This is a genomic window from Pandoraea pulmonicola, assembly GCF_000815105.2.
Taxonomy (GTDB): domain Bacteria; phylum Pseudomonadota; class Gammaproteobacteria; order Burkholderiales; family Burkholderiaceae; genus Pandoraea; species Pandoraea pulmonicola.
The window spans coordinates 3,942,444-3,960,245 of record NZ_CP010310.2; the positions used below are offsets into that span (position 1 = coordinate 3,942,444).

5 protein-coding genes are annotated in these 17,802 nt (G+C 64.5%); 2 read left to right on the top strand and 3 right to left on the bottom strand.

The window, feature by feature from the left end; genetic code table 11:
* Nucleotides 1-130: 130 nt before the first annotated feature.
* Together RO07_RS16815 and RO07_RS16820 are read left to right on the top strand one after the other, a co-directional pair.
* A complete protein-coding gene (locus RO07_RS16815; protein ID WP_039404245.1) occupies nt 131-1,114 on the top strand; it encodes a LysR family transcriptional regulator in 984 nt (327 codons plus the stop codon).
* A 157-nt stretch (nt 1,115-1,271) separates the two neighbouring features.
* Nucleotides 1,272-3,380 (top strand): putative bifunctional diguanylate cyclase/phosphodiesterase, encoded by a 2,109-nt coding sequence (locus tag RO07_RS16820; RefSeq protein ID WP_052266659.1) that lies wholly within the window; start codon nt 1,272-1,274, stop codon nt 3,378-3,380.
* A 1-nt stretch (nt 3,381) separates the two neighbouring features.
* Here RO07_RS16820 and RO07_RS16825 read toward each other — a convergent pair whose 3' ends face one another.
* From RO07_RS16825 to RO07_RS16835, 3 genes are all read right to left on the bottom strand, one after another.
* Nucleotides 3,382-3,879, bottom strand: coding sequence for a hypothetical protein (locus RO07_RS16825; RefSeq protein WP_039404248.1), 498 nt, complete (start codon nt 3,877-3,879; stop codon nt 3,382-3,384).
* 159 nt (nt 3,880-4,038) lie between these two features.
* Entirely contained in the window at nt 4,039-4,626 is a 588-nt protein-coding gene (locus RO07_RS16830) for a TetR/AcrR family transcriptional regulator (RefSeq protein ID WP_039404252.1), read from the bottom strand.
* Nucleotides 4,627-4,910: 284 nt separating this feature from the next.
* Entirely contained in the window at nt 4,911-17,600 is a 12,690-nt protein-coding gene (locus tag RO07_RS16835) for a filamentous haemagglutinin family protein (protein ID WP_237171284.1), read from the bottom strand.
* Nucleotides 17,601-17,802 lie beyond the last annotated feature (202 nt).

The following is a 17,802-nucleotide window of genomic DNA, read 5'->3' on the forward strand; positions in this document are numbered from 1 at the left end:
CCCCGTAAACACATGTTTTTAAATAATATTCCACACTTACCACAGGCCGATGGCGCGGTACACTGGAGGGGATTTTGGGAACTGCGAGGTTGGCCAACGGGCGTGCGTCGCAATCTTTGGATATCAAGCCATGACGACAGACGAACGGAAAACCGACTTCCATCTCGACAAGCTGGATTTGAATCTGCTTCGCGTGTTTCTCGTCCTGATGCAGCAACGGAGCGTGACGAAGGCTTCGTATCAGTTGGGCAGGACGCAGTCTGCCGTCAGCCACTCGCTGGCGAAGCTGCGGGAGTTCTTTCAGGACGATCTTTTCAGTCGCGACTCCGGCACCATGGAACCTACGGCGTGCGCACGCGAGCTCGCGGAAGTCATTGGGTCGTCGCTGGCCGGCATCAGCGATGCCGTGGGTCGTCACCGCCACTTCGATCCTGCGACCACCAAGCGGAATTTTCGAATCGGCGTGACCGATGATGCCGCGCTGGCCTACATTCCGAGGCTCACACGCCACTTCGTGAGTCAGGCGCCAAATGCCGCGCTCAATATCATTCACGCTCCGGGGCCGCAGGTCACCGCCCTTATTCGTTCCGGGGAAATCGACTATGCAATCGCGCCTTCGCACGGCGTCGCGGATGCCCGCCTCGAGCTGATTCCGCTGTCGCGCGACCGTCTGCTTTGCGTCGGCTGGCGAGAAAACCCACTGATGAAGAAAGCGCTCTCAGTACAGGAGTATCTGAGTGCGCAACATCTGCAGGTGTCCGCCGACGGGGTGTCGCCGGGCGTGGCAGACAGGGTTCTGCATGCACAAAAACTCAAGCGCCGGGTCGTGGCCACGGTGCCTTACTACCTCGTCGCCCCCTCTGTCCTCAAGGGATCGAACCTGCTCGCAATTCTCGGCGACAGCGTGCTTTTTGCGATTTCCGAGCACGATGAAATCGTGGTTTCGTTGCCCCCGTTGAACTTGCCTCGCCTGGACATATGCCTGGCATTCGACCCGGTGCGGCAACACGACAACGGCCATCGGTGGCTCAAGCAACTCATCGTGGAACTGTGGAAATCCCAACGCCAGCGCAAGCGCGAACTGATGGGGAAGTTCAGCATCGGTCGCGAATGATGCGAACCGACCTGCGGCTTCCCGCGTTGTAATTCCAGAACATCCTGTTAGGATCACGCAAAAGGGCGGCGGCTGAAAAACGAACAATGTACGATATCAGCAACCGCAGGGGCGCCATGGGCGCCCTCGTTGCGTAAGAAGCTCTTAGAGATTTTTCATGTACGTCAGTACCTATGATCCGCTGTTGGTCACCCTGTCAATTCTTGTAGCAACGCTTGCTTCCTACACCGCGCTGGACATGACAGGACGAATTGTCAGCGCGCGCGGATCGGCCGCCCGATGGTGGCTCGCCGGTGGGTCGTTTGCCATGGGGGTCGGCATCTGGTCGATGCACTTTATCGGAATGCTGGCGTTCGACCTGCCCATTCCCCTCGGGTACGACCCGGCGATTACGCTTCTTTCCCTGCTCATTGCGGTTGTCTTTTCGGCGTTCGCGCTCTGGCTCGTATGCCAGGACTCGCTCCCCCGGCACCGCCTGACGTTCGGCGCGATTCTGATGGGCATCGGCGTCGCGAGCATGCACTACACGGGCATGGCCGCGATGCGCATGCAGCCCGGCATCCAGTACACGCCGTGGATCTTCTGCCTGTCGGTGTTGATCGCCATCGCCGCTTCCGGCGCAGCCCTCTGGATCGCGTTCAGCCTGCGCCGCCACTCGCCGCGCACCCGTCAATTGCGCGCGGGCGCCGCCGTCGTCATGGGCCTGGCCATCGTCGGTATGCATTACACCGGGATGGCGGCGGCCGAATTCCCGTTCGGCACCATCTGCGGGGCAGCGGGAGGCACCGGCGCCACGGGATGGCTGGCCGTGGTGGTGATCGTCGGCACGCTCGCCGTATTGGCCATCGCCCTGACCGTGTCGGTCCTCGACTTCCGCCTTGAATCGCAGACCTCGAAGCTCGCCATGTCGCTGGCGGAAGCCAATCAGGAACTGACATATCTGGCGCTCCACGATCCGCTCACGAAGCTTCCCAACCGCGAATTGCTGCAAGACCGGATGGATCAGGCGATCCAGCGCGCGGAAATATCGAACGGGCGCTTCGCACTCATGTTCGTCGATCTCGACGGTTTCAAGGCCGTGAACGATGTGTTCGGCCACGCGATCGGCGATCTCCTGCTGCAGGAAATTTCGCTTCGCATTTCCAAGTGCGTGAGAAGTCGGGACACCATCGCCCGCGTCGGGGGAGACGAGTTCGTACTGCTCGGCGACGTGAGCGAGCCGACCGATGCGGCAACGCTGGCCGAAAAGCTGCTCGCCGAGATCCGCAAGCCGGTCTCGGTGCATGGCCATGACCTGTTCGTTTCGGGCAGCGTCGGGATTGCGATGTACCCCGAAAACGGTGCGTCGGAAGAAGTGTTGCTGTCCAACGCGGACGCGGCGATGTATCACGCCAAATCGATCGGCAAGAACACTTACTGCTTCTTCGATGCCTCGATGAACGCCAACGTGCACGAGCAACTGAAGTTCGTGATGGACCTCCGATCGGCATTGGTGCGCGGCGAACTGGTCCTGCACTTTCAACCAAAGTTTGTCGCGCCCGACGGTCCGGTGACCGGCGCCGAAGCGCTGGTGCGCTGGATTCATCCGTCGCGAGGCCTTATCACGCCCGACCAGTTCATCCCCATCGCCGAAAAGGGCGGCCTGATCATCCCGTTGGGAGAGTGGGTGCTCAACGAAGCCTGCCGTCAGATGAAGGAATGGCGGCAGCGCGGACACACCGAATGGGACGTTTCGGTCAACGTCTCCTCGCTCCAGTTCGCACATGCGAGGTTTACGGAGACCGTGCGCGCAACGCTCGAGCGACACGGACTGGATCCGAGCTGCCTGACCATCGAGGTTACGGAATCCACTGCCATGCGCGACGTGGAGACGAGCCTGAAAATCCTGCAAGAACTCAGCGAAATGGGCGTAAAGATCTCGATAGACGATTTCGGAACCGGATATTCGAGCCTGATGTATCTGAAGCGCCTTCCGGCCACCGAACTCAAGATCGATCGGGAATTCGTCAGCGAACTGACACGCGATACGGAAGACGCGGCGATCGTATCGGCCATCGTCGCGCTAGGCCAGGCGCTGAATCTTCGTATTGTCGCGGAGGGCGTCGAGACAGCGGAACAGCAGGAATTCCTCACCGATCTTGGCTGCGACTCGCTGCAGGGCTTTCTTCTGGGGCGTCCCGTGCCCGCGGAAGAGTTCGTCGCGCATGTGGCGGCAAAGGATGCGCCGCTCCCAGTTGCATCCCGCCACGCTCTGCGCATCGAGTAAATCAAGGGAACTGATTGCGATGTGCGCGCAGCCACAGGAACTGGAGCATCGAGCCCAGCACGAACACGCTCAGCCACGCCAGGAGCGCGCCGCGCACTAGCGGCGATTCCGGGCCGGCGGCGAGGGGATGATTGACCGGAAGCCGTGTCAGCGTCTCGTTGATCCCGGGAACCAGCAACAAGAAAAAGCTGAACGCGAACGAAAACTGGGAGAGGTACAACCGCGCACGTCCCAGGAACCGGATTCGCGGAACGAGCAGCCCGCTCAATGTCGCGAGCAGCGCCAATATGCCCAGTGCGTGCCCCGCGTTGAACCGGCCAGTGCTGGACAACCCAAACGACGTGAAGATCGACAGAAGCATCCCGGCAAGATAGATCTTTGCGGGCGATGTGTTGGGATCGATGCGCCGATATCGGAGGAAGCTGTAAACACCCGCCGCGAATGTCACCAGACTGATAGCCGTGTGGCCCGCGCCCAGCGCGGAAATGGGATGAGGCATGAGACAACTCCTTTTGAAGATACAACCCTGGGTCGGCATGGCGTGAACGCATGGACGATCACATCGAGCCAACAATTTACCCAGAAAACAACCAACTAGTTGGTTGGTACGATGATAAAAAAGAAGGAGCTTTTTACGCTCCGCCATTAAAAACTCAGATCAGTTCGACGCCCGAAGACGGTCTATTGCGACCCGCGAAATCGCCTGAAACGATCCGGCATTACCGGACGCCCGCGCCGTCAGCATGGCGCCGTAGACGGTCGACATAAACGTCTGCGCCTCCATGAGCGCGCTGTCGCACAAGGCGAACTGCTTTTGGGCCGCGCCCGCCTCCAGAACCGTCGCGATCCACGCGCTCAAGTCGTCAAAATAGCGACGAACCTCGGTTGCAACATCTTGCGGGATCATGGGCAATTCCGCCGCAAGCATTGTACAAATACAGATGGGCAGCGTTCCATCGCGGATGCATTCGGCCCAATAATCGGTGTACGCCGTCAGTCTGGCCAAAGGATCCTCGACGCGCTTGTCGAGCGCAGCCAGTCCTTCGCGGGCCTGGGCGCGGTGCATCTTGACAACGGTCAGCACCAAATCCGCCTTGCTCGGGAAATGATGGTGAATGCTGGGCTTGCCGATACGCACCCGCTCGGACAGATCCGCATAACTGAATCCGTGATAGCCGCCTGCGGCAAGCAGCTGCTTCGTGTGCTGCACGATTTCGGTTGCCCTCGGGGACAGCTCAACGCTCATGGATTCTCACTCGATTGCCTGCACTTGGACGCGACGCCCGTGTATGCGATGTCGCGTTTTACGCGCACTTTGGCGTGCCTGATGACACACTGTCGATCAATCTACTAGTTGGTCGACAGTGTGTCAATCCCCTCGAGGGCACCTTTTCTGAGTTCGCGGTTCGCGAGGGGAGCACGCCTGCGTCGCATGAGAAAAGCGCTCCGATCCGCTCAATGGCCGTTCGGCAGACACTGGCACTGCGCCTCGACTCGTTGGCATGCTCCGGCTGACTCGCATCCCGGCGGCTACTTGTCCTGCCGCAGCGCGAGTCGCTCCGCTTCGCTCAAACGCGACCAAAGCGCCGAGTCGACCTTCTCGCCCAGACCCACAATCTGTACCGGGTTGGCACGACTGTAGCCGGCCGTCTCCGGTGACAGCGACGACAGGGGAGCGCTCGGCGCCTTCCTTCCAGCATCGACGCCGGCGGCAGGCTCGTTGCCCTGCCCGATCGTACGCACCGTGAAAATCGACGGCTGCCCGGCCCGTGCGGCGCCTCGCTCCCGCGCCACCGCCTCCTGCGCGGCATTTGCGGCTTGCGACGCACTCGCACTGGCATTGGTCAGCGCCGCCACGTTCACGCCAGCAATCACCGGCATGCCCGTCGCCTTGCCCTGCACCTGAATATTCGCTGCGTTGATGACTTGCAGCGCCGCCAGGTTCACGTTCCCCGACACGCGAATGCCCGCCTCTCCTGCGTCGATGGTGCCCAGAGGGGCCAGAAGATCGATGTCGCCGGGTTTCACTTCGGGAATCGGATTGAGCGTGGCAATACCGGCACCGGTGCCGGGTACCTGTGGCGACAGCCTGACGTTGCCCCACATGTCGTACTCCCGCTTGGGCGGCGTGTAGACGATGGTCGATTTCGAACCGCGACCCGCGTTGATGTCGCCTTCAGACGACCATCCCAGAATGTCGCCGCCGAAGGTCGTCATGATGCGGCTCTGGCCAAGCAGAATGCTGCCGCGCGCGAACATCTCGATATTGCCTCCACCCTGTGTCAACACGCCGGAATCCGCTGGGGGCGCCGCGCCTTCGATACCGAACACCTGTTGACCGCCCGGCGTGAGCAGTTGAATGTTGCCGCCGAAGTTGGTGCGAACGAAGCCGCTGCGCGGGGTGTAGACGAAAACACTGTCGGTCTGGTTCCACACCGCCCGATTGCCGCGGAACATGACGATATCGCCCGCGTGGGTCACCGGGTTGCCGTTCGCATCGCTGTCCGGCGCGAGTGCGGCGATGGCGTTGCGGCTGCGCAGGAAGCTCGCGTAGCGCGGGCTGGCCCGATCGTTGTACTCCCGGCCGCCCGCCTTGAGTTCGGCGAAGTAGACGTTGCGTGCAAAGACTCGCTGCTGCTCCGCGGGCAACGCGAAATAGTAGGTGCGCGCCTCGTCCGTGTTACCGGCAAAACCGTAGGTCTGCGCGAGCCACGCCGCCAATTCGTCGTCATACACCTTCACGACCTTGCCCACCTGATCGGCCAGTGGCACGCCGGTGCGCGCGAGATTGGCCGGATCCAGATATGGCTTGACGAACCGAAGGTAGTCCAGCCCGTCGGCGCCGACGCCCGCCTGCATGGCGATGTTGGCACCAGGGCGAGTGTCGCCCGCCACTACCGGACCGAGACTGGTGACCCCGGCGCGATCTTCCATCAGGATGTTGCGTCCAGCGCTGACCTCAAGCATTCCTGGACCGGCCACGTTGAACGTACTGTAAAGAATGTCTCGTCCGGCGGAGACGACCGACACGTCGGACGCCCTGTTGTGAACGAACAGATTGCCGGTCTCGGTAAAACCGAAGCCGCTGCTCCCCGCGCGCGGGACGCCCTCGAGCAGCAAGGAGCCGCTTCGCACGATGTCGCGTCCTGCGACCATTCGCACCGGTGAGCCTTCGTACCAGGTGCGGCCCAGACGCGGCTCCTTCTCGAAGAAGGTACCGGTGCCCGTGAACTTCATGATGCGCCCGCTGTTCACGCCGACAAGATCGCCCGCTACCGCGTAGAAGAGCGCGGATGCCACACGTTGTGTGGACGTCGCGGAGACGGAGTCGGCACCGAAGGCGAAGATCGGGAAGAGGCTCTGGTCAGCCCGATTGCCATCGCCGGTCAGGTTGCTGACGTCCGGAAGACTCGCCGACGTGCCAACCGCCTGGACCCAGGCGGAATAGGCGGGGCGTTGCGGCGTTGCAATGGCACCCATCGCCGCCCCGGACCGGCTGACCGTGAAGCCACCGGCGTAGATCGAATCGGCGGCAAGGAACTGCAATTGCCCGCCATTGGCAGACGGCGCCAGTACAAGCGGCGTGGCCGGGTATTCGTCCGCCTGCGACGTCCCGGCCGCCTTGCCGTAAAACAGATTGCGACTCGCCGAGACCACGCGCAGGATCGACGGATATACGACGGCCTCGTCGGTGATGGTGCCCACCGGGCTGGTGATCGGCGTAACGTTCCCGCCCGCCGAGAACATGTCGAGCGCCGTACGACCGGTCCACAACGTGAACCAGCTCGATCCGCCGCCCCCCATACCCGCCTTGTCGGCATTCGGCGAGACATAGGGAGACGCATACGGCTGCAAGACCCGGCCGGGGTCGGCGACGTCCTGCGTCACCTGATCCGACAGCGTGGAGAGGTTGAACGTCGAATCGCCCGGCACCAGCGTAAAGCCACCGCCCGGATAGGCGCGTGTCGAGCGGAAGGCGTCGAATGCGCGCGTGTCGCCCGGCGTCTGCTGCGCCGCCTGAGCGCCGTAGGCAAGATCGATCGTGCCGATCTGCGACGCCTTGATCTCGGTATGACCCCGCAAGTTGGTTACAACACCGTTACTGCGATTCAGCGGGTTGGTGCCAATCGGATTCACGACGCCCCCGACGCGCACATCGAGATCGCCGCCCCCGGTAAGCGTCATGCCGCCATCAGGCGCCACGCGGCCGGTGCTGCCCACCGCAAGCACCACCCCTTGCGGACGCGAATTCACGTTGACGTCGAACCGGCTGCCGACGAGTCGCGTCAATTGCCCCGCATCGCCATCGACCTGCGCCGTGAGGTTGCCGCCACCGAGCGTGCCGAAGCCCGTGAAACCCAGCAAGCGGGTGGGGCCGCCACTCAGTTCGGCCGTGAAACTGCCGAAGTTAATCCACCACGCCGTGGGCTGGCCCTGCGTGCCGGTGGCCACCGCGCCACTGCCCTGACGCCACAGCCAGTTGCCCACTTCGCCGCTATCGTACCCACCGTCACCGACGAGCGGCCGCTGGTTGGTTGCGGGGGACGGCATGAGCTGCGAGCCTGTCAGATTGCCGCCGACGCGCAACAGCAGGTTGCCGCCCCGATCCGGATACCAGGCGCGATACAGACTGTCGGCCCCCCCGTTGACGAACGCTTCGTTGTTGCCGGCCGCCTCGTTCAACACCGTGCCCAGCGAGTTCTTCGCGCGCGGCTGGTTGTAAGGATCGCCGGCCCGCGTGGCGACCGACGACGTGCCTGCGGTGTAGACGCCAAACAGCGAGTCCATGCGCATGTTGCCGCCGCTCAGCATTTCCAGATCGCCCGTGCCCGTGCGCAAAACGCTGAAGCGCGAGCTCGTCGGCGAGTAGCTGTACGTCGTGCCCGGCGTTGTGCACCACGTCGGATTGTCCTCGCAAAGCGTCGGCCAGCCCAGCCCGATGGTGTCCACGACATCCCCGGCATGGATCGCCGGATCGGCGAATTCGTCCGCGCCTTGCTTCGTCCACACGTAGCTGACCTTGAGCACGCAGTAGGACGGCGTGTCCGCGCAAAGTTCGCCGGGGGACTGATCGATGCCGATGCGGCGCAGCAGTTCTTCCGTGATCGGTTGGCCAGCCACAATTCCGTCGATGCCGAGATCGGCCGCCTCCTGCGACCACGTCAGCACCCCCTTGGGCGGCACGCCCCTGCCATACATGCCGTAGTGACTGTCAGCCAGTCGCAGATCACCGCGCACCGGGCGCGTCTGCACCACGCGGCTGTCCGCGGCGCCCGTGTCGGCGCCCGACACCAGCCGCATCGACCAGGACTGCGAGCCTTCCGGCAGCATCTGCGCCAGCGCCCACGCCTTACCCTGCTGCCCGCCGACTTCCGGGCGCAGCGCAATCGAATCGACACCCGCGGGCAATTGCACATTGGTACCCGATGGAATTACCGCCCCCGTGGCCAGCGCCTTCGCGCCGTCGAGCAAGACCACATTGCGGACCAGCGTTCCCTCGCCAGAGTCAGGAATGCCGGGCAGCGGCACACCCTTGGGCCACACCATGGCGCGCACGCTCACGGGCAACGGCATGACCGAGCCGGCGTCCAGACGAGCGTTCGCGGCAATCGTCAGCGGGGCGCGAAGCAGCGTGCCCGCCGCATACAACACGTTCCCGGCACTGTCGCGCACGGCCGCGGAGAGCACGGTGCCTGCCGGCAATGTGACCGGAGCGTCGAGCCTCACCGCGACCGGAATGCGCACGCCCGCGGTCATGACAACGCCCTTGATCGGCAGATCGTAGTTGAGGATCGAGCCTGCGGGGAAAGCCGTGCCATCCGCCAACGTGACGCCGCTGCCGGGCACGACGATGTCGTCCCCGGCGAAGTTCATGCCGGGCAGCAGCTTCCAGCCCGTGTCGTCCTTCGTGGGCGGCGGCGGCGTGAAGCCATCGTTGATGCTGCCGAAGATATCGAGGTTGCCGCCGGCTCGGATGGCGAGCATGCCCACTTCGCCGGAGCCGTAGACGTTGGTCTTGGCAAAGCGCGGATTGAGGCTCTCGTAGCGATAGCCAGACAGATCGAGATCGCCGCGCACGACGATGTCGCCGTCGCTCGTCTTGCTGACGATGTCGACGCCGGGTCGTAGATGCAGCACGCCGAGATAACCGGGGTTGTTCAGACCTGCCAGTTTTGTCCCCGGCAACGCGCCGTTCGCACGCGCGTGCTTGATGAAGTCCGTGCTCTCGTCGTGCTTCGCCGTCAGATAGGCCTGATCGACCACCTGATACGGGCGACCGCCAGCCGCAAGTTCCAGCGTCGGCTTGCCGTTCGCGTCGAGTACGACATTGCCCCCGGCATCTCTGAGAACGGCGTAGGGCGCGTCGTCATAGCGCTGCATGGCGTTCAGTGCGATGGACCTGGCGCCGCGAATCGTCAGACCGCTGCGCGCGTCGATGGCGATGTCACCGTACGTCGCCGCGTCCGCATCGTCCATACGCCCCTGACTGCCCACGCGCGGCGCATTCAGCGTGAGGGTGCCACGCGCCACGCCATCGCTCTGTCCCGGTGCCGTGCCGACCGTGGCGCCCGTGCCGTGACGCAGATCGATCTGTGCGCCGCCGCCCATCGTCAGGATGCCGTCGCCAGAACTGAGTTCGACCACGGCGCGGTTCGGACTGTCGATGATCTTGCCGTAGCTGTCCACGCGCAGCGCAGTGCCGTGCGCGTCGAGCACCGCCGTATCGGCGAGCGTCAGCCCCTGCTTGCCTGCCAGGCGAATCGTGCCCACGCGCTCGCCGCTGGCGTCGATCGCGCCGGCAACCGTCAGGCGGCCGTTGTCGACCGAGACGTTCACTTCGCCCGCCTTGAGTTCGTTGCCGATGACCAGATCCCCACGCTTGAACTGGAAGCTGCGGCCGCCGAACACGCCGCCCTCGTTGAGCCGCGTGTTGAGCCCCGCGAACAGCGCGTCGGCCCTGCCCACGCCAAGTGATTGCGCACGCACTTCCACACTGCCCGCCTTGAACGGCACGAGCGTGCCGGCGGCGTCGTAGTATCCGTCGCTCTTTCCAAAAACGCGGCCTTGCAAATCCACCTGGCCCGCTCCCGCGTCGAGGGCCACGGCCTTGAGCGTGCCCGCACTGCTGTTGTGCGCCGAGATATCGATCGTCGATGCGCGCGACTGCGTGATGTTGCCGCGTCGGCTCTCGAGCACGACGTCGCCACCCCAACTGAATTTGTCGACGTCGACGAAGGTGCGCGTGCGCCCTGCCAGATCGAGCTGTGCGCCGTCGGCCAGCGTCAGGTCCTTGTCGGCAATCAACGTGAGCTTGCCGCTGGGCAATACCACAGCGGTCGCCACACGCAGGCTGTCGCCATGCAGTGTAAGGTCGGCGCCAAGCGCGTCGATGTCGCGCGAACGGTCGACGGACGGCGCGCCCGCAGGGGCCGCAACGGTCACGGCGCCACCCGCGACGATCCGGTTCGATGAGCCGGCCGCGCCTGTCATCAACGGCGTGGTGAGCGTCAGACTGCCGCCGTTGTACTGATAACCGCTCAGGGGGTCGTAAGCCCCCTGCGACTGGTACACCGACAGGCTGCCCTTCTGGTTGGCGGAAATGCGATCGCTCGCAATGAGATTCACGTTGGCGAAGCCAAGCGCCAGGCGATCGTACGATTTGACGCTGCTCGGCTGCGAAAACGGCGCAAATCCGAATTCGAAGCGCTCCGTGGCCAGATTCAATGTGCCGGCGCCCGTGCCAGCGCCGTTTGCGATCACCGTACCCGGGGCGCTTTGCGTCCCGCCCCAGATCAGGTTGGCCGTGCGGATCGTGGCAACGGTGGCGGCATTGCCCTGACCGTAGATCGCCGGTGTCGTGAGCACCAGACGGTCCAGCGAGGACTTTCCGGTGGCAGCGTCGTAGGTATCGAGCGTCACGTCGCCGTAGAAGTTGACGCTGTTCGCCGCGCTCAGCGTCAGTGTCTCCAGCGCGGGGGCGCCAGTCGATGTATCGCCGCGCAGCAGTCGTTCCAGTACCGCCTGATTCATCGCCAGACCGTCGGCACGGATACCGTTCGCCTGCGCATCGGCCAGTGCCTGTGTCGTCCCGATGTTGATGCCCCCGACGGCGAGCGTGAGGTTGCGTGTGCCGTAGCGTACGGTGTCATCGAGCACGAAATTTCCCGACGTCGCGGCAGCGAGCGTGCCTTCGGAATATAGCGTCGTCATACCGGTACAGTTGCCGGCAGGGCACCCGCCGATCTCCACGCCACCGCGCGCGACGCTCTTCGACGGCAGAATATTGATCAACCCGTTCGACGCCGCAAGCACGTAAGGTTTCGCCTGATAGATGAAGCCATCGTTCGCGTCGTAAGCCACTTTTCCGCGACGCAGCGTGTTGATGCCGGCGCCGCGCTCCACGCGGATCAGGCCGCCCTCCGTCGGATTACCGCCATCGTCGTCGGCAACGAGGAACACCTCGGGTGCCGAGAGGGTAGCGCCGCTGCGCAAGTGGATCCGTTCGGCAACGGCGTCGCCGAATGTGAGGTAGTTGCCGCCCTGCCCGTACGTCGTTGACGACATGCCGCCGAGGACCATGCGCGCCGCACCGATGTTGTTCAGGCTGTCGGCGCGTAGTGTCCCCCCCCTGAATCCGGGTGTCACACCGGCATCCGGCCCCACGACTTCCAGCATGGATCGGTTCTCGTTGCGCCGCACGACGACGGACAGCGTGCCTCCATAGCCACCCGGCGCAACGTCGAAGCGCCCCATGCCGTCGAATCGGAACGCATCGATGCCCGCGCCGGTTTGCAGTTCGAGCTGCAAGGTCTTGGCGTCGGCGGGCAACATCGGGCGAGGCACACCCCGCCGCGCGGCGTCCGCCGTCGCGAACTGCGTGTAGCCGGTTTCGTTGTACTGGGAATAGGTCCGGAGCACGTTCGCCGGCGTCAGAATGATCTGGCTGGCGAGGCTGTCGCGCGTGCCGGTGCCCGCGACCGACAGCGTACCGGTGGCCGACCACGAACCGTTGCGCATGGCTTGAGCCGCCGCCCCGGCACCCTGCCCGGCGCGTCCGTTGATCTCGATGCGGAATGCGCCGGGCAGCAGCGCATACGTGGCAGGCATCAGCGTGTAGGTACCTGCGGGCAAGCCGGGCACGCCCGCGCCAATGGTGATCTGACGGCCGATGGCCGGCTCGGCAGCGCCGCCGCCGGCCGAGGGCGCATAGGCACTCTGTCCCCCCGGGACGATGGCATACACTGGATTGGTCTTGATATCCGGCAACGTGAATCCGCCGTTCGGGCCGACCTGCATCAGCGCAGACAGCCGCGCGTCGGTGGAACCGCCGCGTCCCGAGATAAAGCCCGCCCCGGTGAGTTCCCCGCCGCCGGAGAGGTCGACCAACGCGTCCTTTTCGACCTTGACCGACTGCCCTGCCAGCACGATGCCCTGCACGATCACGCCGCGCGGGCTGGCTCCGCCAACCCCGGTGAACGTCACGTCCTTGCCGTTGTAGCGCCAGCTCTGCCCGTCCGTCGTGCCGCCATAAGGCATGACGAGCCCCGCGCCGCTGACCGACGTCACGCTGCCCGGCAGCAAGCGCACCGAGACGGACGTGTCGTCGCCGTACCCGGTCACTCCCAGCTTGATCTGCCCAAGCGGCGCTCGAATCACGCCGTCCTGCACGACGTTGGCCGACATCATCGACAGCGAACCGAAGGCCGAATACGGCAGTTCCGGCAACGTGTCGGTCGAACGCGCGATCGTCAACGAACGCTTCGGGTCGTATGACGCGACGGCATTCGCCGTGGAGAAACCCGCCATGACGGCGGCGCCAGCACCCGTGCCGGGATATAGCTGCGCGGCGCGAAGCGTGACGTCGCCGGGCACCGTGAGCGAGGTGGCCGGCGCGCCGCCATTCCAACCGTCGACGGTCGCCATGAACCGCAAATCGCCGCGACTGGTGAGTTCCGCGTTCCGGGCGTTGAGCACCACGATGCCGCGTACGTCGATGAGATTCGCATTCGCATCCACTGTCGCGAGAAGGGGGCGAGCCGGTTCGAGCGCCGGGCCGGGGACCAGATAGCCGTCGCGACCGATCGGTTTCTGTCCAGCCAAGCGCAGGTACGACGAGGTGAGATGCAGGGCCGCCGGCGACGTGGCGCCGTTCTGCGTCGTGATGTCGCCGTAGAACTGGAGATTCTGGCCGACCTTGAGCGACACGTCGCCAGTGACGTTCGTTTTCCCGAACAACGACAGATTGTCGAAGCCGCCCGCGTCCACCTGAGCGGCGGACAGCCGGCCGTAGCCGTAGGTCAGTGCCGATGCGGCCTGCGTCGGTGTCAGGAAGCTGCGCAAGGGGCTGGCGCTTTGTGTCTGCTCGAGAATCAGTTCACGCGCCGTCAGCACCTTCTGGGCAGCGCTCGCCTTCGCGTACAACGCATTGACCTGCGCGACGGACAAGGAGCCGCCCGCCGCCCCGGCACCGCCAGCGGCCGCCTTGAACGTCCCATCCAGATAGAGCCCGTTGTTCGACGCGATGGCGATGTTGCCGCCGTTCGTGGTGACCTGGCGCCTGCCCTGCCCATCGATATTGAGTGCGGCTTGTGTTCCGGAGGCGTCGAACACGGCGCCGTTGCGCACCACCACGAACAGATTCGTGCCCGTTGCCGTGCCGCTCGCATGATCGATGTCGCCGCCGATGACGATGTTGCCGCCGCTGCGCACCGCGCCGTAGGGATTGCCGTGCACATCGAGCGCCGTGGCTGCCCGCGCCGCCACGTCGAGCACGGCGCGCTCGCCGATCCAGATCGAGCGGCCGTGCCCTTGCCCGTTCACGGTTTCGGCCACGATGCCGATGTCCTTCGTATCACCGAGTGCGATGGTCCCGCCCCACGCGTTCAGGGTACCGTCGACAGTCATCTGGCCAATGCTGTTCAGCGTGATCGACTGGCCCGGGTCGACACTGACCACCGCGCCCTTGCCGATCGTCAGTTGCGACACGGCCATGTCGGAGGCCGTCGAGGCGAAGTTGCCCGTCTGAAGGGTGAGGCTCGCGCCCTTGCGCTGTGTGAGCACCGCATGCGCGGCGTCTTCCTGATACAACGGCGGCGTCGCCACGGTGAACTTGTTGCGCCACTCACCGCCGTCGACCAGGCTGCGGGTTTGGTCGGCGCGCCGGTACACGGGCATGGTGACGTCAACCGTTGCGCCATCGCTCACGGCAACGTTCGTCGCCCCCGTGACCCGATAGCTGGAGAATCCCTTGTTGAAGAAGTCGTGGCCCAACGCGACCGTATCGGAAGCCGGCTCGGAGCCCGCCGCGTTCGGGGCGTCACCGATCACGACCTTGCGAGCCAACAGATCGAAGGTGCCGCCGCCCGAGAAGCCGTAAGCACGCACCGCGGCTTCCCGATCCAGCACGAGCGACGCATTGCCGCCCGAGGTCGCCAGCGTCACGTCGCCGCCACGTCCGCCCTGGAGCTTGCCATCGCTGCCGAGCAGCGCACCGGAGGACACGTCGATCAGGCTCCCGGCCGCCAGCGCGACATTGCCGCCTGTGCTGATGGCCACGCTGCCGCCATCGCGATACGGCACTCCCGTGAAGCGGTCCGGCTCCGTGACCAGATTGCTCCACAATCCGCTCGCGTCGAGCTTCATGCCATGCGCCACGATCACATTCCCCACCGGGGCCACCGGGTTGACGATGGTGCCCACGAGCCCATTCTGGCTCATCTGACTGAGGATGCTGCCGATCTGAATCCGGCCGCCGTGCGCGGTCACATTGCCGTTCACGGCAACGTCGTTGCCGTACAGCGTCACGAGTCCGCCCGGCGCCACCCGAAGGTCGCTGCCGAGTTCGATCCGGTCTTTGGCGGCAACGCGAATGGCGCCGAGACCGAATCCGTTGATCAGCGACGTGTCGAGCCACAGTTTGTCCCGACGATCCGCTGGCAACGCAGTGGTGAGATCGAGCTCCGCCGCGATTTGCGCCTGCGCATCGCGCAGGTCCACGCGGCTGAGCACGGCGCTCAGATTGTCGTACAGCAGGCCGCTGGTCTTGTCGTACATCGGCTGCACCTGGCCGACGATCAACTGTGCGCGGCGCGCAGCCGCCGTCTGTGACTGGTGGTAGCCGTCGACATCCATTGCCGGAGCCTGCGTCTGTCGCGGCCCCTGATACGCGTCGCCCGCGATACTGCCTTCGAGCACGGCCCCCGCGGTGGAGATAATCAGCCGCCCGGCATCGCGCCCCACCGTGTAACCGTTCTCCAGTCGCGTCGACGGCGCGATGAACGGCGTGGCGTAGTACTGTGTGGCATTGGCGCCCCAGCGGGCGTGCGTGTCCTCGAACCCCCTGTAGACGCCCGTATAGATCAGATCACCCGGGGCCTTCGACACTTCGTAGAGACCGCCGTCAGCGCCCTTGAGCCAGGTCTGATGCAGATACCCCGTCTGCACGTTCAGCGTGCCGCCCGAGAGATTGATCGTCGACCCCGGTTGCGTGACGACGTCCTTGCCGCTGAACGTGAGCGTGCCGCCCTGTGCCATCCACTCCCCGGCGGTGTGGCCTTGCGTGCCAAGATAGCCACCGACTTCCAGCAGACCGCCTGCCGTGTACCAGCGATCGCTGTCGTAACCGTTCACGCCCTTGGCCACGAACACGAGCTTGCGGCGATCGATCCACACGTCGTTGCTGTTGAGCAGCTTGCTGCCCCGATTGCCCGGTGCGTCGCGCTGTTCGTTGCCCTGAACGTTCACCTTGACGTTGTTGCTCTCCATCGACACGTCGACACCGACCGCGCCGGAGACATCGAGTTGCGCACGATCCCGCACCAGACTACGCGTGGCCGCGTTCACGAGGATCTGCCCGCCGGTGGCCAGCGTCAGCGAATCCGGCAGGAAATCGACGGTGCCGGAACTGGTCAGCTCGACACGCGATTGATCGCGGCGGTCGTTGACCGGCATGATGTTGTAGGTGCCGTCGATGGCCGGCGCAAGCATGGCGTTGCGCTGACTGTCGAGTGCCGTGCCGCCGCCTTCGATCACGATGGCGCTCGTCGCGCCCGGACCAAGCGCCACTTTGCCGCCCACCCCATTGGCCACGAGGTGCAGCGTGCCGCGCGTATTGACGGATGTCGTGGCGATTGCCACGCCGTTTTGCTGAACCTCTCGACCAGCGAGCGAAACATCGCCCTCGCGCGCCATGATCAACCCGGTATTGCGCACCAGCCCTGCCGCGCTATTCGCCGCGAACTGCGGCGTGATTTCATTGCCCCGCGTGGTCGATGCCGGATTGCCGTCGGTGCCCACCCCGCGCTTGATGACGAAGCTGTCTCCGGCCGCCAGCGCAGTTTGGCCTCTGAGCGCGGCGATCTCCCCCGCGTTGTGCACTTCCTGCCCGAGCAGCAGCACATAACCGCCGCCGTCGGTCGACGCCGCCGGTGCGCGCGTCGTGATCTGCGCCCCCGCCTGAACCAGCACCTTGCCCGCGGCATCCGTAAAGGTCGGAGTATTGGTACCAGTGCCGTAGATGCCGTTTTTCTGGAACTGGTCATTGGTAATATTGGCCGCTGCCGCCACGAGATTACGCGTGTCGACTTGACTGGACCCGGTAAATACAATGCCGTTCCGGTTGGCGATAAGCACGGTGCCGTCCGCCTTGATCTGGCCCTGAATCACACTCGGACGCGCTTGCGGATCGTTCACCCGGTTGAGCACGGCCCAGTCGCGCTGCTGGTCGAAGGCCACGGTGGTGTTCTTGCCGACGTTGAACGTCTCCCAGTTCAGAATCGCCTTGTCGGCGGTTTGCTGCACTGAGACGGTGGTCTTGCCCACGGAGGTCGTTTGCGTCGGCGCGCCGGCATTGATCCAACCCTGCGTCAGGCTGTTGGTGTCGACTTTGAGGCCGCCCGCCGTCAGACCATCGGGCACCGATGTGTCGTTCTGTGCAGCCTGACGCGCAGCCGTCTGCATCGACTGCTGTGCAGCGATGGCCTGTGCTGTCGCCCCGAGATTCGCAATGGAACGCTGCAACTGAGCGTTTGCCTGACGCTGCTGCTCCGAAGGAGAGTTCAGCGCTGACAAGGGCATGCCATTGGGCAGGCGGCCAGTTTGCGCTGCGGTGTTCTGCGCGGCGCCCCGCGCCGCAAACCAACCAGCGCTGAACGCCTGCTGCGCGTGGGCATCGACGAACAGACCGCCCGTCGCCAGCGCCACCGCCATGGCGCGCGCCATAGGCGCCGCGCGAAATACTCGTCTCACTTGATTAGGATGCCGTATTTTACGTGCTTCGCCCGTGCGCCCGCGTGTGCTCATCTCAAATCCTGCCGATAGACGGTTCTATAGCCACCCGGCTGCCCGTGCCGTGCAGGGCAACCCTGTTCATCGGGTCGCGCGTCGCAGTCGCGAGAACGCACCCTATGCCCAAGGACGAACG

Coding starts and splice junctions, on each gene's coding strand:
- RO07_RS16815 (WP_039404245.1), top strand. CDS start 131: ATGACGACAGACGAACGGAAAACCGACTTCCATCTCGACAAGCTGGAT.
- RO07_RS16820 (WP_052266659.1), top strand. CDS start 1,272: ATGTACGTCAGTACCTATGATCCGCTGTTGGTCACCCTGTCAATTCTT.
- RO07_RS16825 (WP_039404248.1), bottom strand. CDS start 3,879: ATGCCTCATCCCATTTCCGCGCTGGGCGCGGGCCACACGGCTATCAGT.
- RO07_RS16830 (WP_039404252.1), bottom strand. CDS start 4,626: ATGAGCGTTGAGCTGTCCCCGAGGGCAACCGAAATCGTGCAGCACACG.
- RO07_RS16835 (WP_237171284.1), bottom strand. CDS start 17,600: ATGGCGCGCGCCATGGCGGTGGCGCTGGCGACGGGCGGTCTGTTCGTC.